Source organism: Pseudomonas wadenswilerensis (genome assembly GCF_900497695.1).
Classification (GTDB): Bacteria; Pseudomonadota; Gammaproteobacteria; order Pseudomonadales; family Pseudomonadaceae; genus Aquipseudomonas; species Aquipseudomonas wadenswilerensis.
On the sequence record NZ_UIDD01000010.1, the window covers coordinates 629,311 to 648,359 of the forward strand.

A 19,049-nucleotide genomic window follows, 5' to 3' on the forward strand; every position below is an offset into this window, starting at 1 on the left:
CCCGATGAACTACAGCGTTGCACCAATCGGCCACGTTCGCTCCTGCTTCAAGGAAAAGTTCGCCATTCCGCGCCAGCCACAACTGGCACCGGCTGCCCGTGGGGTATTGGAGTTGCTGCCGCCCTACGACAACGGCGAGGCCGTGGCCGGGCTGGAGCAGGTCAGCCATGTCTGGCTGCTGTTCCTGTTCCACCAGGCCCTGGAAGACAAGCCACGGCTGAAGGTGCGCCCGCCACGGCTGGGCGGCAACAAGTCCATGGGCGTGTTCGCCACCCGGGCTACCCACCGGCCCAACGGTATTGGTCAGTCGGTGGTCAGGCTGGAGAAGGTCGAGGCCGGTCGCTTGTGGTTGTCTGGTATCGACCTGCTCGATGGCACGCCGGTGCTCGATATCAAACCCTACGTGCCCTACGCCGATGCCGTGGCCGGAGCGGTCAACCGCATGGCTGATGCGCCGCCTGCGCCGATTGCGGTGAGCTGGAGCGATACTGCCCTGTGCCAGGCACGCGAGCACGCCCTGCGCCTCGCCGAGCCACTGGTGGAGCTGATTGAGCAATGCCTGGCCCAGGACCCGCGCCCGGCCTACCAGGTACCGCCACCCGAGCGCGTGTACGGGGTCAAGTTCTGGGATGTACAGGTGCGCTGGCACTACCCGCAGCCGGATCAGATCCGGCTGCTGGAAGTGGTGATGGACCAGTAGGGCACAAAAAAAGCAGGCCGAAGCCTGCTTTTTTTGTTTTCAGCGCCGCTTACTTCTCGACGAATGCACGCTCGATCAGGTAATCACCCGGCTCGCGCATACGCGCCGAGATCTTCAGGCCGAAGCTGTCGAGCACTTCGCTGGTCTCGTCGAGCATGCTCGGGCTACCGCAGATCATCGCACGATCGTCCTGCGGGTTGATCGGTGGCAGGCCGATGTCGCTGAACAGCTTGCCACTGCGCATCAGGTCGGTCAGGCGGCCCTGGTTTTCGAACGGCTCGCGGGTTACGGTCGGGTAGTAGATCAGCTTGTCACGCAGCGCCTCGCCGAAGAATTCGTTCTGCGGCAGGTGCTCGGTGATGAATTCGCGGTAGGCGACCTCGTTGACATAGCGTACGCCGTGGACCAGGATCACTTTCTCGAAACGCTCGTAGGTTTCCGGGTCCTGGATGACGCTCATGAACGGCGCCAGGCCAGTACCGGTGCTGAGCAGGTACAAGTGCTTGCCCGGGTTCAGGTCGTCGAGTACCAAGGTACCGGTAGGCTTCTTGCTGATGATGATCTCATCGCCTTCCTTCAGGTGCTGCAGCTGGGAGGTCAGCGGGCCGTCCGGCACCTTGATGCTGAAGAACTCCAGATGCTCTTCCCAGTTCGGGCTGGCAATCGAGTAGGCGCGCATGAGCGGGCGGCCATTTGGCTGTTGCAGGCCGATCATCACGAACTGACCGTTCTCGAAGCGCAGGCCCGGGTCGCGGGTGCACTTGAAGCTGAACAGGGTGTCGTTCCAGTGGTGAACACTGAGGACACGTTCGTGGTTCATGTTGCTCATGTACGGGCTCCTGAAGAAAAACGCGGCGCTAAGCGAGAGCGCGATTGCGCAATAGTTTAGTGCCAGCGACAATATCTGTTAAATGAATTATCAAGATATGTCTTATCGGTTATATAGATATGCGATTTACCCTTCGTCAGCTCCAGGTGTTCGTTGCCGTGGCCCAGTACCAAAGCGTCTCGCGGGCCGCTGGGATACTGGCGTTATCGCAGTCGGCCGCCAGTACATCGATCACTGAACTTGAGCGCCAGTCCAGCTGCCAGCTGTTCGACCGCGCCGGTAAACGCCTGAGCCTCAACGCCTTGGGCCATCAACTGCTGCCCCAGGCGGTGGCCCTGCTCGACCAGGCCAAGGAAATCGAGGACCTGCTCAACGGCAAGTCGGGTTTCGGCTCGCTGGCGGTGGGCGCGACCCTGACCATCGGCAATTACCTGGCCACCCTGTTGATCGGCAGCTTCATGCAGATTCACCCGGAAAGCCAGGTCAAGCTGCATGTACAGAACACTGCGCATATCGTGCAACAGGTTGCCCATTACGAAATTGATCTGGGTCTAATCGAAGGCGACTGCAACCATCCGGATCTGGAAGTCCAGCCCTGGGTCGAGGATGAACTGGTGGTGTTCTGCGCGCCTCAGCACCCGCTGGCCAAACGCGGTCAGGCAAGCATGGAAGAGTTGACCCACGAGGCCTGGATCCTGCGCGAACAAGGCTCCGGCACGCGCCTGACCTTTGATCAGGCCATGCGTCACCACCGCTCGAACCTCAACATCCGCCTGGAGCTGGAACACACCGAGGCGATCAAACGGGCGGTCGAGTCGGGCCTGGGCATTGGCTGCATCTCGCGCCTGGCCCTGCGCGACGCATTTCGTCGCGGCAGCCTGGTGCCGGTGGAAACCCCCGAACTGGACCTGGCCCGGCAGTTCTTCTTCATCTGGCACAAGCAGAAGTACCAGACTTCCGCCATGCGCGAGTTTCTTGAACTGTGCAGAAGCTTTACCGCAGGCGTCAGCCGCAGCGACGAGATCGTCCTGCCGACCATTGCTTAAAGCAGGATCACCGCCCAGACCAGGCCGACCATGCTCAGGGCGACGAACTGGGCAGCACTGCCCATGTCCTTGGCATTCTTCGACAACGGGTGGCGATCGAGGGAAATACGATCGATCGCTGCCTCCACCGCCGAATTCAGCAGTTCGACAATCAGGCCCAGCAAGCACACCGCGATCAGGATCGCCCGCTCGGCGCGGCTGACATCCAGCCAGAACGCCACCGGGATCAGCAAGACGTTGAGCAGCACCAGCTGCCGGAACGCAGCCTCGCCAGTGAAAGCGGCGCGCAGGCCGTCAAACGAATAGCCCGCGGCATTGAAAATACGTTTAAGGCCGGTCTGGCCCTTGAAAGGCGACGACATAGAAGATCACTTATTCCACTGAAAGCGCTGCAGCCTAGTGTAGATCGGGTTAAAAAAGCGTGAAGGCCAATGGCCTTAACTGGCTGAAACCGATTCCAGTTGTTGCAGCAGCAAGGCGGCCTGGGTACGGGTACGAACGCCGAGCTTGCGGAAGATCGCCGTGACATGGGCCTTGATAGTCGCTTCCGACACGTTAAGCTCGTAAGCGATCTGCTTGTTCAGCAAGCCCTCACAGACCATGGTCAGCACCCGGAACTGTTGCGGCGTCAGGCTCGCAAGGCCTTCACTGGCGGCCTTGGCCTCGGCGGACACGTCGACTTTCTCGAAGGCCTGCGGCGGCCACCAGACCTCACCATCAAGGACCTTCTGCACGGCGTCCTGAATCACTTCCAGCGGGCTCGATTTGGGGATGAAACCACTGGCGCCGAACTCACGCGACTTGACCACGACTGCGGCTTCTTCCTGCGCCGAGACCATCACCACCGGAATCTGCGGATACTGCCCGCGCAACAGGACCAGCCCGGAGAACCCGTAGGCTCCAGGCATGTTCAGGTCCAGCAGCACCAGGTCCCAGTCGGACTTTTCAGTCAGGCGGGTTTCCAGTTCGGCGATGCTTGCCACTTCAACCAGACGTACATCCGGGCCCAGGCCCAGGGTGACGGCCTGGCGCAACGCACTGCGAAACAGCGGGTGGTCGTCGGCAATCAGGATTTCGTATGTGGCCATCGATCTAATGATCCTGTTCTGTGCAGGCGCAGGAAGGAAGAATAGGCGCCTGGCGGGCAACTCGAGGCTACGGCAACGCCGTAAGCCCAAAAGGCACATCGAGGCCAGGAAAAACAGCGTTTCAAGCCTTCGTCGTGCCCGAATCGGCGCCAAGGATGCCGAGCCTGGATCGGGTGGTCAAGTTCAATACCCGCCCCTGCTCGCCCCCCTGGCCACCAATCCGAGCATTATGCCGCAAAGTGCCGCGCCTGCCCCTTGTACTATAGGAAGGTATGCAAACGCTGGTGCACGGTGTCCTGTTCATCCAGCGGCAATTGATGCTTGGCACTCAGGTAATGGGTGGTGAACACGTCCAGGTAGGCGTCCAGCGCCTCGGCAGCGCGTTGATCACCCGCCAGTTCCAGGCACATGGCCGCCACTTCGGCGGTGCAAAAGTGATCGTCACGCTTGGAGCGGCGCAGGCGATAGCGCGAAATCTGCTCCGGTTGCAGGCTCAGTACCGGAAAACGGTTCAGGTACGGGCTCTTGCGAAACATCTTGCGGGCTTCGGTCCAGGTGGCGTCCAGCAGGATGAACAGCGGACGCTTGCCCGGTACACGCGCCACCTCGTTGACCACCCGCCCAGGCTCGACGAACTCACCGGGGAAGACAATGTAAGGCTGCCAGTGCGGCTGCTCGAGCAAGGCCAGCAAGGACTCGTCGACGGCCGTACGCTGCCAGCCGAATGCCGAGGTGTCGGCAATCAGGTCGGCGATCAGCCAGCCGGTATTGGTCGGTTTGAGTGGCTCGGTGTCATGCATCAGCAGGCACATGCCTGAATCGGCCGGCACTTGCGGGCGCCAGGCACACAGGCAATAGCTGAAAATCACCCGGCATTGAGGACAGCGCGGCGCCCGGGAGCCGCGGGCAACGAAGGGTTTGACACTGCGCGCCAGGCGCTCGGCGCGCAGGCGCGATACGGCATGGCTCATGACTGGGCACAACGTGGGCAAGAAAGGGATGGCACTGCTCGGACTCGGCAAGACAGGAAACCCGCACAGTTTATCAGAGCCTGCCTACTGGTTGACGGGATTTGCCGTGCAGCTCTAGCGCCGACTCCCTATAATCCTCAACCTGTCGCTACCCGCTGGCATTGCCGTTGCGCCCGTGACGGAACACCGTGCGCCGTTGTTGGTCCAATTGCCAGTTACCGAACCAGGAGAGATTCATGCTGCGTTTCATCGCCCCGTCCCTGAGCCTGTTGCTCGCCCTGCCACTGGCGGCAAATGCTGCGTCCAAGCAGGAATACGAGCTGAGCCAGATGCTGCAAAAAGTTGCCAAGCAGAGCAGCGTTGGCACGCCGCGGGCGATCAACGAAGACATCCTCGACCAGGGCTACACCGTCGAAGGCAAACAGCTGATCAATCACCTGAGTGTGCTCCCCAGCCATGCGCAAAAAATGCAGGCCGACCCGAACAGGGTGCGCAGCCAGTTGGGTGACAGCGTGTGCAAGAACTCCGGCTTTCGCCAGTTGCTCGCCAAAGGCGCGGTGCTGACCTACCGCTTCACCGAGTACAAAACCAACCGCCCGGTTAGCGAACAGGCATTCAATGCCGCCAGCTGTGGCCTGAAAATCCAGAAGTAACTGTTTTAGGCCACTCGCTCCCTGTCGCGCCGCTGTTTTTCATCGGCGCGCAGTTCGGCCACCAGCGCCTGGATATACCGCGAGTGCCGCTCCCCTCCCCCCAGCCGTCGCAGGCACTCCTGTTCAAGGCTCAGGTTATTGGCCTGCGCCGCGCGCTCAAGCATCCGGTACAGCTGCTCGTCGAGCTCTAGGTTAAGCCGTTGCATGCTGCAGCCTCCCTGCACCGCGACTGTCGCTCTGGACTTTCAGTTAACCAGACCCACGCAATGATTGGATCCTGGCTGACGAGCGGTCCCTGCTCATGCCCGGTTCAGAGCGGATCATCCTGCATAAACACGCGCCAGGGTCTAGATTGATAGCAACCACCCTGTATTTTTCGGGCAAGCAAAGGGGGTTGCCCATTGCTGCTATGCGTTGCACTTGAAGACATGAAGAACAATAAGTTGTATGGACCCATTACCACTGCACTGAGACCTTGCAGGTCTACTGCAATGCTCGGGGGCCACACTCGAGCCACGGCAGCCAGCGACACATGCAGTGTCGCGGCCGGGCAGCCCATTGCCACCCGGTCAGAGGTTTTGCTGCAGAAGGAGACGTTTGAATGCCTTACCAACCGAACGAACTGCTATCGAGTCACTTCAGGAACAACGGAATCGACCTGAGCAAGATTGAAGAACAACTGAACCTGGTCGCGCCCAACAGCCCCAACCTGCCGCTGTACCGCGACATGATGCTGACCGTCCTGCGCATGGCCCATGACGACCGCAACCGCTGGAACGCCAAGATCACCCTGCAAGCCCTGCGCGAGCTTGATCACGCCTTTCGCACCCTTGAACAGTACAAGGGGCGCCGCAAGGTCACGGTGTTTGGCTCGGCTCGAACACCCATTGAACACCCGATGTATGCCCTGGCCCGAGAACTTGGCGCAACCCTGGCACGCTCCGACCTGATGGTGATTACCGGCGCCGGTGGCGGCATCATGGCCGCCGCCCATGAAGGCGCAGGGGTGGAACACAGCCTGGGCTTCAACATCACCCTACCCTTCGAGCAACATGCCAACGCCACGGTGGACGGCACCGACAAGTTGCTGCCGTTTCATTTCTTCTTCATTCGCAAGCTGTTCTTCGTCAAGGAGGCCGACGCCCTGGTCCTGTGCCCAGGCGGGTTCGGTACCCTGGATGAAGCCCTGGAAGTACTGACCCTGATCCAGACCGGCAAAAGTCCGCTGGTGCCGGTAGTACTGCTGGATTCGCCAGGCGGCACCTTCTGGCAGGAAGCCCTGAATTTCATCACCCGCCAACTGGAAGAGAACCGCTACATCCTGCCCAGCGACATGAAACTGCTGCGCCTGGTGTACACCGCCGACGAAGCGGTGGAAGAAATCAACCAGTTCTACAGTAACTACCACTCCAGCCGCTGGCTGAAGAACCAGTTTGTGATCCGCATGCAGCATCCGCTCAGTGAAGCGGCATTGTTTGATTTGCAGGAAGGGTTTGCCGATTTGCGCCTGAGCGGCAACTTTCATCAGCACGCCTACGGAGGCGAGCAGCATGACGAAGCCCGCTTCAGTCATTTGACACGCCTGGCCTTTGCCTTTAACGGGCGCGATCAGGGACGCCTGCGCGAACTGGTGGACTTCATCAACCTGTCGGAAAACTGGGCCAAGCCGGAGCCCATGCACACCACCCAACGGGCACGTGAAGCGCTGAAAGTCACCTGAGCCGTCAGTCGTCCAGCCCTCGGCCGCTCAACAGGCGGCCGACCGACTCCATGGAGAAGCCACGGTAAACCAGAAAACGGGTTTGCTGTGCGCGGCTGCGCGGATCGACAGGTAACTGGCCGGCAAACTTGCGCTGCCAGACATCCAGTAACCGGGCCGACCAGTCCACCCCGCATTCACGCAGGGCCTGGTCGATATCACCACGGTGCAGCCCGCGCTGGCCCAGCTCTTCACGAATACGCGCAGGGCCATAGCCCGAGCGTGAACGGTAGCTGATGAAGCTTTCCAGGTAACGGGCTTCACTGAGCAGGCCCTCTTCCGTCAGACGGTCGAGCTCCTGATCAATCAATTCGGGGGGAGCGCCGCGCTGACGCAACTTGCGCGTCAGCTCGACTCGACCGTGCTCGCGACGTGCGAGCAGGTCCATGGCTGTCCGCCTTACGGCGACGGGGGTATCGAGTACGGCGGACATGGGGGCGATCAGTAGGCGTCAGCTTCGGCCACATCGTCTTCAGGCTCAGCAGTAACCGCAGCAGCTTTGCCAGCCGCTTCAACGGCACCGGCATTCAGCAGCTTGTCGCGGATCTGCTTCTCGAGAGTCGCGGCGATTTCCGGGTTCTCCTGGAGGAACTTGGCCGAGTTGGCCTTGCCCTGACCGATCTTGCTGCCCTGGTAGCTGTACCAGGCACCGGCTTTTTCCAGGAAGCCGTGCAGCACGCCGAGGTCGATGATTTCGCCGTTGCGGTAGATGCCCTTGCCGTAGAGGATCTGGAACTCAGCCTGACGGAATGGCGGCGCCACCTTGTTCTTGACGATTTTGACCCGGGTTTCGCTGCCGACCACTTCGTCGCCTTCCTTCACCGCGCCGGTACGGCGGATGTCGAGACGGACCGAAGCATAGAACTTCAGCGCGTTACCACCGGTGGTGGTTTCCGGGCTGCCGAACATCACGCCGATTTTCATGCGGATCTGGTTGATGAAGATCACCAGGCAGTTGGCATTCTTGATGTTACCGGTGATTTTACGCAGCGCCTGGGACATCAGACGAGCCTGCAGGCCCACGTGCATGTCGCCCATTTCGCCTTCGATCTCGGCCTTGGGTACCAGGGCTGCCACGGAGTCGACGATGATCACGTCAACAGCGTTGGAGCGCACCAGCATGTCGGTGATTTCCAGGGCCTGTTCGCCGGTGTCCGGCTGCGAGACCAGCAGGTCGTCGACGTTGACGCCCAGCTTGCCGGCGTATTCCGGGTCCAGGGCGTGCTCGGCGTCGACGAAGGCACAGGTAGCGCCAGCTTTCTGTGCCTGGGCAATCACCGACAGGGTCAGGGTGGTTTTACCGGACGACTCAGGGCCGTAGATTTCGACGATACGACCTTTTGGCAGACCGCCAATGCCCAGGGCAATGTCCAGGCCCAGGGAGCCGGTGGAAATGGCCGGAATCGCCTGGCGCTCGTGATCGCCCATGCGCATGACCGCGCCTTTACCGAATTGACGCTCGATTTGCCCCAGGGCCGCAGCCAAGGCGCGCTTCTTGTTGTCGTCCATTGAAGTCCTCACGTAATCGATAGGGCCTGACGGCCAGAACACCTGTATAAGTAGCCAGTATTATTCCACAGGGTTTTCTTCCCGCCTACCCCCGATGTGCGATTTACTCTGCACCAAGCTGTAACAAGCCCTCTAGCGCGGCGATTACCGTTTGTCGGCGAACCGCGTCACGGTCGCCGTCGAAGTGCCTGCGCTCGCTGCTGACATCGCTGCCATCGGCCCAGGCCAGCCATACCGTACCCACCGGTTTCGTCGGCGAGCCGCCATCAGGCCCGGCCACGCCGCTGACCGCCACGGCAAAACGCGCGCCACTGGCGGCCTGGGCGCCACGGACCATGGCCTCGACCACTTCCTGGCTGACCGCCCCTACTTGAGCGAACAGCGCCTCGGGCACCGCCAGCTGGCGGGTCTTCTGGCTGTTGGAATAAGTCACGTAACCGGCCTCGAACCAGGCCGAGCTGCCCGGAATGCGGGTAATGGCCTCGGCAATGCCACCACCGGTGCAGGATTCGGCCGTAGTCACCTGGGCATTGAAGCGGCGCAGATGTTCCCCCAGGCGGGCGGACAGTGCAGTGATCGGGTCCATGACAAGCTCCTTGTTCAGTGCAGATGCTTGCGCCGCGCCAGTACCTCACGAGGGAAGCGAAACAGCAGGTTGTAACTGAAGAATGCCATCACATAGAACGCCAACAGTGACAGCATCGCGACAAATGGAAAGAACGCCACGCTCAACCCGAAAAAGCGAAATTTCCTCGAGTGAGTGGCAAAGTCGGTGAACGTAAAATAGTTCTGGTAGATCAGAAAAGCATCCAGCAGCACACAACCCAAGGCGATCACGGCATATTTGCCGATAGAGACCTGGGGAGGCGCAGTCGGCTGCAGCCGCGATCGCCTCATGATACCTACCGTGATCCACAAGGAGAAAACCGGAGCCGCCACGGCAATGTAGTTGCCGATTGCCTTGGCCGTCAGCGGGAAGAGCGACGACCAGACACCCACCTGGCCAAACAAACAGCCATCGAGAAATCGGTCAAGCTCGAAGTAGAAGCCCTCATGTGCCTCGGCAGGTACCCGCCAGGCCAACAGCAAGATCGGTAGCAGGCTGACGGCAATCAGCAGGTACGGGATATGCAGGTAGGCACCCTGCTGTTCGCTCCCTTTCAGCACATTCATCCTTCAATCCGCCCTTTCATTTGCTCGTCAGGGTGCTACTGCATTGAGCACCATCTGATTGAATGACTCCATAGCCTGCGCATCGATATAAGACGAAACGGCAGCCAGAATCACCCCCGTGGCAATGATACCCGCACCAGCGGCCAAGCCGGGTGCCAGCACCAGCGCCAGGCCCGCCCCCAGCACTGCACCGGCGGCAGCCCCCACCAGCGTACCCACGGCAATGCTTTCAAGCTCGAGAAAAAACGGTTTCCATTCACCGCTGCTGAAACCGCTGGCCGCCTTCTGCGCCAGGGTCGTTGCCTGGACCACTTTACCGGTGACGCCAAAGGCCTTGCCCAAGCGTTGCAGGTTGTCGGCATAGGTTGCCGCATCCAGGGCGTTGAGGGCCTGGGCGATGGCGGCGGTGTCCTTCTGGTTCATCTTGAAGCCCGGGTTGCGCGTGAGTTTTTCAAACGCCTGCATGGCTTGATCGTAGCTTTTGACCGTCTTGCCAGCGATGCCTTGCTTCAGTTCCTCTGCAGCCTTGCCCATCTGTGTGCCGAAGCGGCTGGAGACTTCCTTGCCGACATCACTGGCAAAGGCCAACGCACTTTTGTACGCCTCCTGCTCCGCGGCCTCGCGCGCTTGCGCCTGCAGCTTGTCGAGCTTTTCCTGAAGCATGGCATTGGCACTGAGGTCGACATGCAGGCTCAAGCCAGCGGTCAGCACGTCCAGTACCTGGTCGATGGCAGGCGGGATCTGCTCGTCGTCGAGGGTTTTCAACTCAGCGACCATCTTGTCGATGTTGCGCTCGAGCAGCTCGCTGCCGGGCGAGGTGGACAGGCGCAGGCGGTTGAACTTGATCAGTTCATCGCGCTTGGCCATCATCCCTTTCACCGCACTGACGGAGCGTTCAAGCTTTTGTGCCGGGCTCAGGGCAGCATCACTGCCTGCCGCGGCTTCGGCGGCTTTTTGCTCGGCGTCGAGGGTAGCCGGCAGGTTGCGCTCCTTGACCACGAAACTGCCGCGAATCTCGTCGCGCACTTCCAGGATCTGGTAGGGAAGAATGCCCCAGACCCCGACGCCAACATCGTAGTAGGCGTCGATACTGGGCCAGCCGTCCCCGGACAACACCGATTCGACGATGGTGGAGTTGAACACCACCGCGCCATTGAACGCCGGGCCGGCGGTTTTGCTGACGCCGTCGATCGATACCGACACGGAACCGACCACGGAGCTGATATCACCAGCGCCCCAGAAGCCGCCGAGTATCCCGCCACTACCGGCACCACCACTGCCGTTGCCGGTGTTGCCCGGCGGAATGCCACGATCGACAACAATATTCTTTTCACCCATTACAAAGTCCTTTTCGTTGAAACGTCATTAAATAAATGTGCGCTCAGCGCACCAGCCCGCGCACGTACGCCTGGCAAGCGCGCAAGGCGATCAGTCCGCGGTCACCGTCTTCGGTGATGGCGATAATTCGTCGAGCATGCGCCGGGTCAAGTCGGGCGCGTACGGGGTCATGATCCACGCTGCCGGTGCCGGCGGTGGCAGGCAGGCCGGCGCAACCGGCGGCGTCGCGCTCGACCAGGACCGACAGCCGCAGGTCAGCAGTAGCCAGGCGATCACGCAGGCGTGCCTGAGTCTGTTGGGCATCGAGTAGCTCCTGATAATGGTGTTGCTCACTGACCTCCAACCGTTGCGCCAGCCCCTGGCGTTGCAGGCGTTCGGCGACCAGTTGCGCGGCAGCGGATTCGGCCTGTGCTTGCCATTCCCGCCCATGCAGTTCGGCTTGCTCCGCCAATTGCCGGCCCATGCGCCAGCCCTGGACCTGCCAGGTCAGCGCACAGGCCAGCAGCGTCAGCAGCAGCAATGCTCCAAGCTGCAGGCGGTTCAACACAGCACCTCACGGGCCCGCGCCCAGAGTCTCAGGCGATCCTCCAGGCCGTTGAGCCCGCCATTGATATGCCGGGTGATACGATTGAATTCGCCGCGGTCTGCCAGTTGATTGAGGCCGCGCGAGTGCCAGAACCAGGCCGCCGACTCAGCCGCCCATTGCGGCTGTTCGAGCAGTTGCGGTTGCTTGAGCAGGCGCTCGTCACTGAACAGGGCCATGCTGCAGGCCCGATAGTTGTTGCGCCCGGTGACCTGGATCAGGCCGCGGCCGCAATACAGCTGGCCGTCGCCATCAGCTTCGGGGGTATTGCCCAGGCGCAGGGCCAGGGTGCCGGTGTCGTAGCGCGCCAGGTAGCGATCGTTGCCCAGCTCTTTCACATAGCGCAACTGGCTGGACTCATGCCCGATCTGGGCGAGGAAAGCCGCTTTGCGCCGCGGGGTGTCGATTTCCCAACGGGCCATGGCGACTTTCAACGCAGGAACGAAAACGCCCGCTTGCTGGCGGGCGTCGGGGAAAATCAATTTCAGCGTTTTTTCAGTTAGCTCCATAGATTCCTCACGCGTATTGCTAAGTCCATTCAACGGGAATCACCGCCCTTGCGCGGTCTGGCGCCCTTGGCCCGGGCCTTGCCCTGCTTGCCACCATTGCATTCGACCGTGGTCGTCCAGCCGGAAGCCGTGAACACCTGCTCCACCGACTCCACCAGGTACTCACCATCGAGTCCGATCTTGAAGCCCTTCAATTCCACGCTCCGCTCGGTAAACACATCTGTACGCCCGGGCATATCCAGACGGACACTGGCGGTACTGCGGTTGAGCGCCGCCAGCCTGGCTTTGGCCACCTGCTCGGCGGAGGCTTTGTCAGGGTAAAGGTGGCGGTCAGTGAGAACCGGCGCCATCCCCTGCGGCGTCTCGTCGTTCGCCAGGTCGACCACCACGAGCTGACCACTACGCTTGTCCTGATGGCGGGTCTGCACCGCCTTGTAAGTCCCCTTGTCGGCCAGGCGAAACTGCCAACGGGTGACGTCCGCACGACGCAGGCCAACCACGCCAAGCGCCTTGCCACTAGCGCTCTGCCCCCCCTGACGCGGCAGCACCAGCAGGACGCCGTCGCCAATCTTGGCGGTGCAGTCGTACTGCTTGGCCAGGCGGGTGATGAAGTTGAAGTCCGACTCGTTGAGCTGATCGACCCGTAGCACCCTGGTCAACACCGGGCACGCCGGCTGCCAGCCGTTGCGTGCAGCAATGTCGCGCACGATCTGCTGCAACGGGATGCCCTCCCAGCTGCCGCTGCGCGTGGTCTTGCCGGTACCGCGCATGTCGCTGGCCTTGCCACGGATGACGATGCTGTCAGGCGGGCCGGATAACTCGACTTCATCCACCGTGTAGCGCCCCAGACGGGTCAACGTCTGACCGGCGTACCCCAGATGAACCTCGATGAGTGCCCCGCGTGCAGGCAAGGTAACCGCGCCATCGCGATCATCGATACGCAACTCGAAATCGTCCGACTCCATGCCAGGCTTGTCCGAGGTGCGCAGCAGCAATAAGCGATCATTGATTAGCGCAGTAATGTCGTTGCCATCGGCGACGATACGAAACACAGGTTGCATGGCTCATGCTCCAGAAAAGCAGACCCCGCACGAAGCGGGGTCTGCTGGTTGTACGCAAGTCCGGAGCGTCAGTCCCATAGCTGCACCGTGGCATTGGCAGCGTTGATCAGCTCTGGCAATTGAACCAGCACCCCGGCACGAAATGGCTGGGGTTCGTCGGCCAGCCCCTGATTGGCATTGAGCACCGTCTCGACGCTGCCATTGAGATGCCCGTAGTAGTGATGGCAAAGGGTGTCGAGCACGTCCCCTTCAGAGGTTCTGCAGGTCGTCGCCATAACTCACAAACTCCAATGTGAAACCCTGTTTTCGCGGGATGCCACCCGCCAGTAAGTTGCTCTGGTCTTCATCGATGCCGAGCAGGCACCAGTTGCCCAGCACCTCGCCGTAACCGGTGATCAGGCTCAGGGGACGTAACAGCCGTCCGATGCTGCGCAACGTCTGTAACTGGCCAAGGCCACCCTTGAAGGTCGGGAATATCGCCCCCCTGATATTGATTTTTTCCTCGCCAAGGCCCACCGCCTGCTGGGCAGCACTGCGCGTCAGGCGCTCCTGGCCGACCCAGCGAAAGCTGGTCTGGCGACGCAGCTCTTCGAAGGCCGCCGTATCGAGGTTGAAGTAGTAACCCGGCGACTCGCCATCCAGCGGTTGCAGGATCAACAAGTGCGGGAACGGTTTGACTGCCTCCGCAGCCGGTGTCACCTGAGGCGCAAAACTGCCGGTGGGCAGGATATTGCCCAGCGACGGGCTGATCTTGCCGGCAATTCGGTTGATCGTCGCCGCGGCCTTTGCAGCCTGCTCGCCGAATGCCTGAACCCGCTCCTGCACCTGCACCACCACGGCCAATCCCTGGTCGTATTTGGCCGAGACACGGTTGACGGTCGCTTGTGCGCTATGAATGGCGCGCATCGTACGTTGCAACTTTGCCCCGATGATCGGCCCGACAAATGGGATGGCCTCAAGCTCGGCGACTGCGCCGCTGATGTCGCTGACAGCACCGTTCATGGGCGCCAGCATTTCATCGGCGCTCCGCCGCCCCGCCTGCCCTGCCGCCACCACGGAGCTCAGCGCCGACTGTAACTGCTGCATGTAGGTCATGGACTCTCCTTAAACATACACATGTGGAACGTCGGACAACTGCCGAGAGGTCGCCATGCGCATCAGCTCCTCGAACTCACGGCGGACCAGGGCCTGCAGGTTCTGGGCGAGCAGCGCAGGGTCGGTAACACTGCCCTGGACCGTGATGGGCATGCTGGGGGTAAAGGTGAATTGCTGGGTGACCGATTGCGGCTGGGCAATGCCCTCCCCCGTTGGCTTGATGGGCGCTTGCAGAGCGTCGCTTGCAGGCATGGCACTCGCCAGAGAACGCGCGACATCGCCAGGCTGTGCCGCCACCGGTTTGCTGCTCTGATCCTGCTTGTCTGCAGGCTCTGCCTCTTGATCGGAAGACACCATGCGCTTGCCCAGCCAGCCACCAATTGCCTCGCCGGCCATGCCACCGAGCACGGCGCCAATCGATGTACCGATTACCGGGACGAACGAGCCGACGACTCCACCGATGACGGACCCGACCAGGCCGCCAGCGGCGGCGCCGTAACCCTCGGCTTTTTCTTCCGGAGTGTCGGCAGTCATGAACGTGGCGACAGTATTGATACCCGCCGTCAGCAACGCCGGGCCGCGAACGCCCTTGATCGCCGCACCAATCTTGCCAGCTGTCCCCACCGGGCTGGCGGGAGGCGCTGGCGGTGGTGTGGACGGACCTGGCGCAGGTGCTCTGGGCGACGGTGCCCGCCGAGTCGTTGAACGAGGCTGGCGTTGCGGTGCCCTGCGTTGTGACGTCCGGCCTTGCGGCGCCTTTCGTCCGTTTCGGGACGGCTTGCGTCGCTGACCCGGCTTTCTCACGCAACAACCCATGTCACTGGCATTGACGACGAACACATTGAGCGGGTCATTGAGCACATTCACGTTCGACAGATCACTGCCCTGCCCCGGATCATCCGCTGCGCCCACCGACGTCGGCTTGCCTTTGAGCCATTCAAGGCCTTTGCTCAACACACCCTTGGCAGCTTCACCGCCTTTGAGTGCGAGGAACGTCGTACCGAGCACGGTGGCACCCGCTATCAACCACTTGATCGCATCCGGAGCGCCAGTGAATGCCTTGGCCATGCCAGTCACGGTCTCGGCCAATCCATCCGTCAACGGCCGCATGGAATCACCCAGGCTGCGCAGCGATTCGTCAACTGCGTTGGACGCTTCGGTCAAACGCTGATCGGAAGTCCCCCGGCGTGCGACCAGATCCCTGTCGAGCACGCCCGTGGCCTTCGAGGGTTCCTTACTGTCCAGGGCCTGGTCCAATCCTTGGTTCTGCGACGCAGACAGGCTGTCGGCAACTCCTTCGCCGGTACCCTTGCGCTGAAACACAATGTGCTCCAGCGCCTTTTCCAGTTCATCCGGTCCACGCACCCGAGGGTTCTTCTGAACCTCGCCGACCAGACGTGCCGCCTCCTTGGCTGACACATCCTGGCCAACCGAGAACTTGGCCGTCGCGGGGGCAAAGTCCAGGGCTTTATCCAGGCCCATCCCCGTGTCGAACAACTGCTTGATCAGCTCGGCTGCCTGGTTACGCTCCATCCCGGTTGCCTCGGTGATCGCCGCCACCTTGGCGATGATCGCCTGCTCCTGCGCCGAAGGGTCCGCTCCGTCGGCTCCCCCGGCGCTGATCGCAATGTCGCGGGTGATCTTTTGAAACTGTGCGCTGATCTGGGTGGGTAGCAGCAACGCCCGAGAGATCTTCAATGCCTCGCCGAGTACCGGAAGGTCCTCGATGACTTTCAGGTTGTCTCTCTCGGGTGCTACCTCCGTTGCCGGCGGCGCGGCCTTGTCCACAGCCACCGATACTTGCTGCTGACGAAACTGGCCCAGCGCGACGACTTGCTGCTCAAGCAGGTTCAGCGTTGCTTGCAGGTAGGGCCGCAGCTCACCCAACCAGGCGAAGCTGCCTTGCGACGCAGGCGTCCCGCCGTTGCGGAAGCTTAAGAGCCCAGCGTAAATGCTCTCCAGAACCCTGGTGTTTTTCTTGATTCGGTCTTCGACCGACTTGAACGCAATGCCTACCGTGAATGCGGCGGTGGCACCAAGCTCCAGTTTCAATGGCGGATTGCTCGTCATCTGATTCCCCTATAGCCACGCCACAGGCTTAATCCGAGAGCCACCAGACCATATCGCTGAACGACATGGTCATGATTTCAGCGGCAGTAAAGTTCAGCTCCCTGGCCAGGCGCTTTGCCGCCGCCCTCTGCACCCTGGGGTCAAACCTCGTCGTCTTGCACCAGGCGAAAATAACCGGCCTGCAAGCGGCTGTAGTCTTTCAGGGCAAGCCCTTCAAGGTCCTTGACCCCCACCTCGGCCAGCGAGGCAAAAAGGTTCAGCTCACGTTGCTCATCGTCACTGTTCGCCACCGATTGCGCGGCACGAATGTCACGTACGGTCGGTGCCCGCAGGGACAGGCTGTCGACGTGAACACCATTGGCCTCGGACGGCCTGGTCAACGTCACGACAACCCGCTCGGCGCTCACGGCCAGCCAGCTCGGCGTCTTGTTTGCTTGAGTCATGTGATCTCCTTACAGGCCCAGGGCCGAACGTTGGGCGGCGAGTTGGTCGACGCCATTGATGACGCGCTTCATGCCCAGCGGATCGATTTCGTAGACCAGGCGGCCATCGACTTCGAGCTTGTAGTAGGTCACGGCCACGTTGTGCTTGATCTCGGCCTTGTCGCCCGGCTTCCAGTCGCCCATGTCGACTTCTTTCAGCGACCCGCGCAGGGTGACGATGACCGGGGTGATCTTGCCTTTGAGGCCTTTGAAGGCACCGCGGAAGGTGCCGTTGAAGGCCGAGCCGTCGGACAGGCCGAAAAACTTCAGCGACTCGCGGCGCACGCCGGTGGTGACGAAGCCGGCTTCCTGCTTCTCCATGCCCTGGTCGATTTCAATCGCCATGTCCATGCCGCCGGCACGGTGCTCCTCCATCTTCAGGGTGAGCTTTGGCAGGGTCAGGCTGGGGACGTCACCTTGAAAGCTGACGCCATCGACGAACAGGTTCAGGTTCGCCAGGGTTTCGGGAATCATTGCCATGGTTATTGCTCCTTAAACGGCTTGGTCGAGGACTTCGGTCAACCACTGGTTGGTGACCTCGACACGGAAGTTCGGGTTCTCGGCTGGCGGCACGTCGGTGAAACGGATGTTCCAGTAGACCTTGCCTTGCTCCAGCTGGCTGGCGGTGTTCAGCTCGGGGTCGGCGAACACTTCGAAATTGATGATTGCGCCCTGGGCTTTCAGATCACGCATGAACGCCTGCAGACCTTCGGTCACATCCTTGACGTAGGTTGCGGTGATCGAGCGGTCGACTGCCCACTTGTGGCCGTAGAGGATCGCGTCCATGACGATGTCCATGGTCCGCACGCGGGTGACGAAGGCCCACTTCGGATCGCTGCTCAGGGTACGGTTGCCCCACAGGCGGAAACCGTCATCGCGGATCACGGTGGTGATGTTGGCGTTGTTGAGCAGGTTGGCCCGGCAGGTGGCATCGCCATCCAGGTATTCGATCGCGCGGCTGGTGCCGGTGATGCCGACGAACTCCTTGTTCGATGGCGAGGCCCAGAAGCCGTACTCGCTGTCGGTCCAGGCGAACAGACCGGCAACCCAGGCCGACGCAGGGGCATCGAGGGTCGCGCTCTTGCCGGTGTCCCAGTACTGCACGCCCGGGTCGACCAGGTAGGCACGCTTGGCGCCGAAGTTCTCGGCGTAGGCGATGGCCGCCTCGTCGGTGGTGTTCGGGCCATCGATAATGGCCAGGCCGCGCAGCTTGTCGGCCAGGGCCACCAGGGCAGTACCGACCGCCAGGGTGGCGCTGTGTTTTGGCGTCACCAGCAAGCGAGGCTGGGCGTTGAAACGGCTTTTGCCGTCCAGCAGCGCCTGCAGGCCGGTGCGTTTGCCGTCGGCCAGCACGCCGCCGATGATGGCCGAGGTCTGCGCCGCCTCTTCTTCAAGCTTGGCCACGCCGCAAGCGACGATCACCGCCTTGGCGCGGCTGTAGATGGCCTGGCAGGCGCGGGTGATTGCCGCATCGGCGCCGAACGCGGCGATGGCTTCACGCTCGCTGGTAATCAGCACCAGGTCGTTGGCCTTGGCGGTTGCGCCCGGGCCTTCGGTGAAGGTGTCGACCAAGCCGATGATCGAGGAAGAAGGCAGCGCGATGGTACGTGCGCCGGTGTCGACGTTGGTAACGGTAACGCCGTGGAAGAATCCACTCATGGGTAAGTCTCCAGAAATGCAAAGGCCCCGCAGTGCGGGGCCTTCAGAGGGTTTGTTGCGGATAAGAAAAAGCCCCGGCGGTGCGGGGCTTTATTGGATTTGGGTGGCGATCCAGGACGGCGCTACAGGTTTATGCTCGTTCTCCGGGAAAACCTCGGCTTGCGGCCAGTCACGCAGCTGCTGCATATAGCCCAACAACTCGGTAAATTGCGTCACGGTTAAAGTAGACTTGCGCTGCAGATCCTCTTCGTCTCGGTGCCGGTTGCGTAACCACTCGACCCTGGACAACTCCGAATTTCGCCAAGCACGTTGCTCAACGGCTGCCAGCCCTTCAAGCGCCCGATACTCAACTACGCCATTAACGTAGTAACACTGTTGGCCTCGTTGAAGAGTAAGACTTTGCTCAAATGACTTACTGCTCACAGGAATAGCGCCCTCTGGCACCTCTCGATTCACCACCGTGTCCAAACGGCCAATCAAGCGTCCATCTTCAGCTACAACGAACCAGTATCTATCAGACATCT

The 19,049-nt window shown here is 61.3% G+C and carries 24 protein-coding genes; 4 read left to right on the forward strand and 20 right to left on the reverse strand.

The window, feature by feature from the left end:
• The first annotated feature begins 4 nt into the window (after positions 1–4).
• Positions 5–700, forward strand: a complete 696-nt coding sequence (tsaA, locus tag CCOS864_RS21860; RefSeq protein ID WP_115088327.1) for a tRNA (N6-threonylcarbamoyladenosine(37)-N6)-methyltransferase TrmO — start codon at positions 5–7, stop codon at positions 698–700.
• A 49-nt stretch (positions 701–749) separates the two neighbouring features.
• Here the strand turns inward: tsaA and fpr are convergent, their stop codons facing one another.
• Positions 750–1,529 carry a ferredoxin-NADP reductase gene (gene fpr, locus CCOS864_RS21865; RefSeq protein ID WP_003222277.1) on the reverse strand — a complete coding sequence of 260 codons (780 nt, stop codon included), beginning with the start codon at positions 1,527–1,529 and terminating at the stop codon, positions 750–752.
• Between the two features lie 119 nt (positions 1,530–1,648).
• On the opposite strand from fpr, the gene CCOS864_RS21870 reads away from it, so the two are divergent.
• Positions 1,649–2,575 (forward strand): LysR family transcriptional regulator, encoded by a 927-nt coding sequence (locus CCOS864_RS21870; protein WP_010224761.1) that lies wholly within the window; start codon positions 1,649–1,651, stop codon positions 2,573–2,575.
• Here the strand turns inward: CCOS864_RS21870 and CCOS864_RS21875 are convergent.
• The 3 genes from CCOS864_RS21875 to CCOS864_RS21885 form a co-directional block, all read right to left on the reverse strand.
• Positions 2,572–2,937 (reverse strand): diacylglycerol kinase, encoded by a 366-nt coding sequence (locus CCOS864_RS21875; protein WP_115088328.1) that lies wholly within the window; start codon positions 2,935–2,937, stop codon positions 2,572–2,574. The genes CCOS864_RS21870 and CCOS864_RS21875 overlap by 4 nt on opposite strands.
• A gap of 75 nt (positions 2,938–3,012) precedes the next feature.
• Positions 3,013–3,663, reverse strand: coding sequence for a response regulator transcription factor ErdR (gene erdR, locus CCOS864_RS21880; protein ID WP_115088329.1), 651 nt, complete (start codon positions 3,661–3,663; stop codon positions 3,013–3,015).
• Between the two features lie 260 nt (positions 3,664–3,923).
• A complete protein-coding gene (locus CCOS864_RS21885) occupies positions 3,924–4,634 on the reverse strand; it encodes a tRNA-uridine aminocarboxypropyltransferase (protein WP_115088330.1) in 711 nt (236 codons plus the stop codon).
• 236 nt (positions 4,635–4,870) lie between these two features.
• Between CCOS864_RS21885 and CCOS864_RS21890 the strand changes: the two genes are divergently transcribed.
• Complete coding sequence (locus CCOS864_RS21890; protein WP_115088331.1) at positions 4,871–5,287, forward strand: quorum-sensing-regulated virulence factor family protein; 417 nt, start codon at positions 4,871–4,873, stop codon at positions 5,285–5,287.
• A gap of 5 nt (positions 5,288–5,292) precedes the next feature.
• Here the strand turns inward: CCOS864_RS21890 and CCOS864_RS21895 are convergent, their stop codons facing one another.
• A complete protein-coding gene (locus CCOS864_RS21895; RefSeq protein WP_115088332.1) occupies positions 5,293–5,493 on the reverse strand; it encodes a hypothetical protein in 201 nt (66 codons plus the stop codon).
• Positions 5,494–5,888: 395 nt separating this feature from the next.
• On the opposite strand from CCOS864_RS21895, the gene CCOS864_RS21900 reads away from it, so the two are divergent.
• Positions 5,889–7,007 carry an LOG family protein gene (locus CCOS864_RS21900; RefSeq protein WP_115088333.1) on the forward strand — a complete coding sequence of 373 codons (1,119 nt, stop codon included), beginning with the start codon at positions 5,889–5,891 and terminating at the stop codon, positions 7,005–7,007.
• A 4-nt stretch (positions 7,008–7,011) separates the two neighbouring features.
• On the opposite strand, the gene recX is transcribed toward CCOS864_RS21900, so the two are convergent.
• The 15 genes from recX to CCOS864_RS21975 form a co-directional block, all read right to left on the reverse strand.
• Positions 7,012–7,479: a recombination regulator RecX gene (gene recX / locus CCOS864_RS21905; protein ID WP_038996683.1), complete on the reverse strand. Its 468-nt coding sequence runs from the start codon at positions 7,477–7,479 to the stop codon at positions 7,012–7,014.
• A gap of 8 nt (positions 7,480–7,487) precedes the next feature.
• Positions 7,488–8,555 (reverse strand): recombinase RecA, encoded by a 1,068-nt coding sequence (recA, locus tag CCOS864_RS21910; RefSeq protein WP_115088334.1) that lies wholly within the window; start codon positions 8,553–8,555, stop codon positions 7,488–7,490.
• 103 nt (positions 8,556–8,658) lie between these two features.
• A complete protein-coding gene (locus tag CCOS864_RS21915; protein WP_115088335.1) occupies positions 8,659–9,141 on the reverse strand; it encodes a CinA family protein in 483 nt (160 codons plus the stop codon).
• Positions 9,142–9,155: 14 nt separating this feature from the next.
• Positions 9,156–9,728 carry a hypothetical protein gene (locus CCOS864_RS21920; protein ID WP_115088336.1) on the reverse strand — a complete coding sequence of 191 codons (573 nt, stop codon included), beginning with the start codon at positions 9,726–9,728 and terminating at the stop codon, positions 9,156–9,158.
• A gap of 27 nt (positions 9,729–9,755) precedes the next feature.
• Positions 9,756–11,066: a colicin-like pore-forming protein gene (locus CCOS864_RS21925; protein WP_115088337.1), complete on the reverse strand. Its 1,311-nt coding sequence runs from the start codon at positions 11,064–11,066 to the stop codon at positions 9,756–9,758.
• A 43-nt stretch (positions 11,067–11,109) separates the two neighbouring features.
• Positions 11,110–11,610, reverse strand: coding sequence for a lysis system spanin subunit (locus CCOS864_RS21930; protein WP_115088338.1), 501 nt, complete (start codon positions 11,608–11,610; stop codon positions 11,110–11,112).
• Complete coding sequence (locus tag CCOS864_RS21935) at positions 11,607–12,158, reverse strand: glycoside hydrolase family 19 protein (RefSeq protein ID WP_115088339.1); 552 nt, start codon at positions 12,156–12,158, stop codon at positions 11,607–11,609. The genes CCOS864_RS21930 and CCOS864_RS21935 overlap by 4 nt, the downstream gene beginning before the upstream one ends.
• Before the next feature lie 29 nt (positions 12,159–12,187).
• Positions 12,188–13,219, reverse strand: a complete 1,032-nt coding sequence (locus CCOS864_RS21940; protein ID WP_115088340.1) for a phage late control D family protein — start codon at positions 13,217–13,219, stop codon at positions 12,188–12,190.
• Positions 13,220–13,287: 68 nt separating this feature from the next.
• Positions 13,288–13,494, reverse strand: a complete 207-nt coding sequence (locus CCOS864_RS21945; RefSeq protein ID WP_115088341.1) for a tail protein X — start codon at positions 13,492–13,494, stop codon at positions 13,288–13,290.
• Positions 13,469–14,314: a phage tail protein gene (locus CCOS864_RS21950; protein ID WP_115088342.1), complete on the reverse strand. Its 846-nt coding sequence runs from the start codon at positions 14,312–14,314 to the stop codon at positions 13,469–13,471. Before CCOS864_RS21950 ends, CCOS864_RS21945 begins: the two co-directional genes overlap by 26 nt.
• A gap of 9 nt (positions 14,315–14,323) precedes the next feature.
• Positions 14,324–16,384, reverse strand: a complete 2,061-nt coding sequence (locus CCOS864_RS21955; protein WP_115088343.1) for a hypothetical protein — start codon at positions 16,382–16,384, stop codon at positions 14,324–14,326.
• Positions 16,385–16,524: 140 nt separating this feature from the next.
• On the reverse strand, positions 16,525–16,827 hold the full coding sequence (locus tag CCOS864_RS21960) for a phage tail assembly protein (RefSeq protein ID WP_115088344.1): 303 nt from the start codon (positions 16,825–16,827) through the stop codon (positions 16,525–16,527).
• A gap of 9 nt (positions 16,828–16,836) precedes the next feature.
• On the reverse strand, positions 16,837–17,346 hold the full coding sequence (locus CCOS864_RS21965; protein WP_115088345.1) for a phage major tail tube protein: 510 nt from the start codon (positions 17,344–17,346) through the stop codon (positions 16,837–16,839).
• A gap of 12 nt (positions 17,347–17,358) precedes the next feature.
• Positions 17,359–18,525, reverse strand: coding sequence for a phage tail sheath subtilisin-like domain-containing protein (locus CCOS864_RS21970; protein ID WP_115088346.1), 1,167 nt, complete (start codon positions 18,523–18,525; stop codon positions 17,359–17,361).
• 90 nt (positions 18,526–18,615) lie between these two features.
• Entirely contained in the window at positions 18,616–19,047 is a 432-nt protein-coding gene (locus CCOS864_RS21975; RefSeq protein WP_115088347.1) for a phage tail assembly chaperone, read from the reverse strand.
• Positions 19,048–19,049: the final 2 nt, after the last annotated feature.

What these genes read in the sequence shown, in the direction of transcription:
- tsaA (WP_115088327.1), top strand. Translation starts at nt 5, where the DNA reads ATGAACTACAGCGTTGCACCAATCGGCCACGTTCGCTCCTGCTTCAAG.
- fpr (WP_003222277.1), bottom strand. Translation starts at nt 1,529, where the DNA reads ATGAGCAACATGAACCACGAACGTGTCCTCAGTGTTCACCACTGGAAC.
- CCOS864_RS21870 (WP_010224761.1), top strand. Translation starts at nt 1,649, where the DNA reads ATGCGATTTACCCTTCGTCAGCTCCAGGTGTTCGTTGCCGTGGCCCAG.
- CCOS864_RS21875 (WP_115088328.1), bottom strand. Translation starts at nt 2,937, where the DNA reads ATGTCGTCGCCTTTCAAGGGCCAGACCGGCCTTAAACGTATTTTCAAT.
- erdR (WP_115088329.1), bottom strand. Translation starts at nt 3,663, where the DNA reads ATGGCCACATACGAAATCCTGATTGCCGACGACCACCCGCTGTTTCGC.
- CCOS864_RS21885 (WP_115088330.1), bottom strand. Translation starts at nt 4,634, where the DNA reads ATGAGCCATGCCGTATCGCGCCTGCGCGCCGAGCGCCTGGCGCGCAGT.
- CCOS864_RS21890 (WP_115088331.1), top strand. Translation starts at nt 4,871, where the DNA reads ATGCTGCGTTTCATCGCCCCGTCCCTGAGCCTGTTGCTCGCCCTGCCA.
- CCOS864_RS21895 (WP_115088332.1), bottom strand. Translation starts at nt 5,493, where the DNA reads ATGCAACGGCTTAACCTAGAGCTCGACGAGCAGCTGTACCGGATGCTT.
- CCOS864_RS21900 (WP_115088333.1), top strand. Translation starts at nt 5,889, where the DNA reads ATGCCTTACCAACCGAACGAACTGCTATCGAGTCACTTCAGGAACAAC.
- recX (WP_038996683.1), bottom strand. Translation starts at nt 7,479, where the DNA reads ATGTCCGCCGTACTCGATACCCCCGTCGCCGTAAGGCGGACAGCCATG.
- recA (WP_115088334.1), bottom strand. Translation starts at nt 8,555, where the DNA reads ATGGACGACAACAAGAAGCGCGCCTTGGCTGCGGCCCTGGGGCAAATC.
- CCOS864_RS21915 (WP_115088335.1), bottom strand. Translation starts at nt 9,141, where the DNA reads ATGGACCCGATCACTGCACTGTCCGCCCGCCTGGGGGAACATCTGCGC.
- CCOS864_RS21920 (WP_115088336.1), bottom strand. Translation starts at nt 9,728, where the DNA reads ATGAATGTGCTGAAAGGGAGCGAACAGCAGGGTGCCTACCTGCATATC.
- CCOS864_RS21925 (WP_115088337.1), bottom strand. Translation starts at nt 11,066, where the DNA reads ATGGGTGAAAAGAATATTGTTGTCGATCGTGGCATTCCGCCGGGCAAC.
- CCOS864_RS21935 (WP_115088339.1), bottom strand. Translation starts at nt 12,158, where the DNA reads ATGGAGCTAACTGAAAAAACGCTGAAATTGATTTTCCCCGACGCCCGC.
- CCOS864_RS21940 (WP_115088340.1), bottom strand. Translation starts at nt 13,219, where the DNA reads ATGCAACCTGTGTTTCGTATCGTCGCCGATGGCAACGACATTACTGCG.
- CCOS864_RS21945 (WP_115088341.1), bottom strand. Translation starts at nt 13,494, where the DNA reads ATGGCGACGACCTGCAGAACCTCTGAAGGGGACGTGCTCGACACCCTT.
- CCOS864_RS21950 (WP_115088342.1), bottom strand. Translation starts at nt 14,314, where the DNA reads ATGACCTACATGCAGCAGTTACAGTCGGCGCTGAGCTCCGTGGTGGCG.
- CCOS864_RS21955 (WP_115088343.1), bottom strand. Translation starts at nt 16,384, where the DNA reads ATGACGAGCAATCCGCCATTGAAACTGGAGCTTGGTGCCACCGCCGCA.
- CCOS864_RS21960 (WP_115088344.1), bottom strand. Translation starts at nt 16,827, where the DNA reads ATGACTCAAGCAAACAAGACGCCGAGCTGGCTGGCCGTGAGCGCCGAG.
- CCOS864_RS21965 (WP_115088345.1), bottom strand. Translation starts at nt 17,346, where the DNA reads ATGGCAATGATTCCCGAAACCCTGGCGAACCTGAACCTGTTCGTCGAT.
- CCOS864_RS21970 (WP_115088346.1), bottom strand. Translation starts at nt 18,525, where the DNA reads ATGAGTGGATTCTTCCACGGCGTTACCGTTACCAACGTCGACACCGGC.
- CCOS864_RS21975 (WP_115088347.1), bottom strand. Translation starts at nt 19,047, where the DNA reads ATGTCTGATAGATACTGGTTCGTTGTAGCTGAAGATGGACGCTTGATT.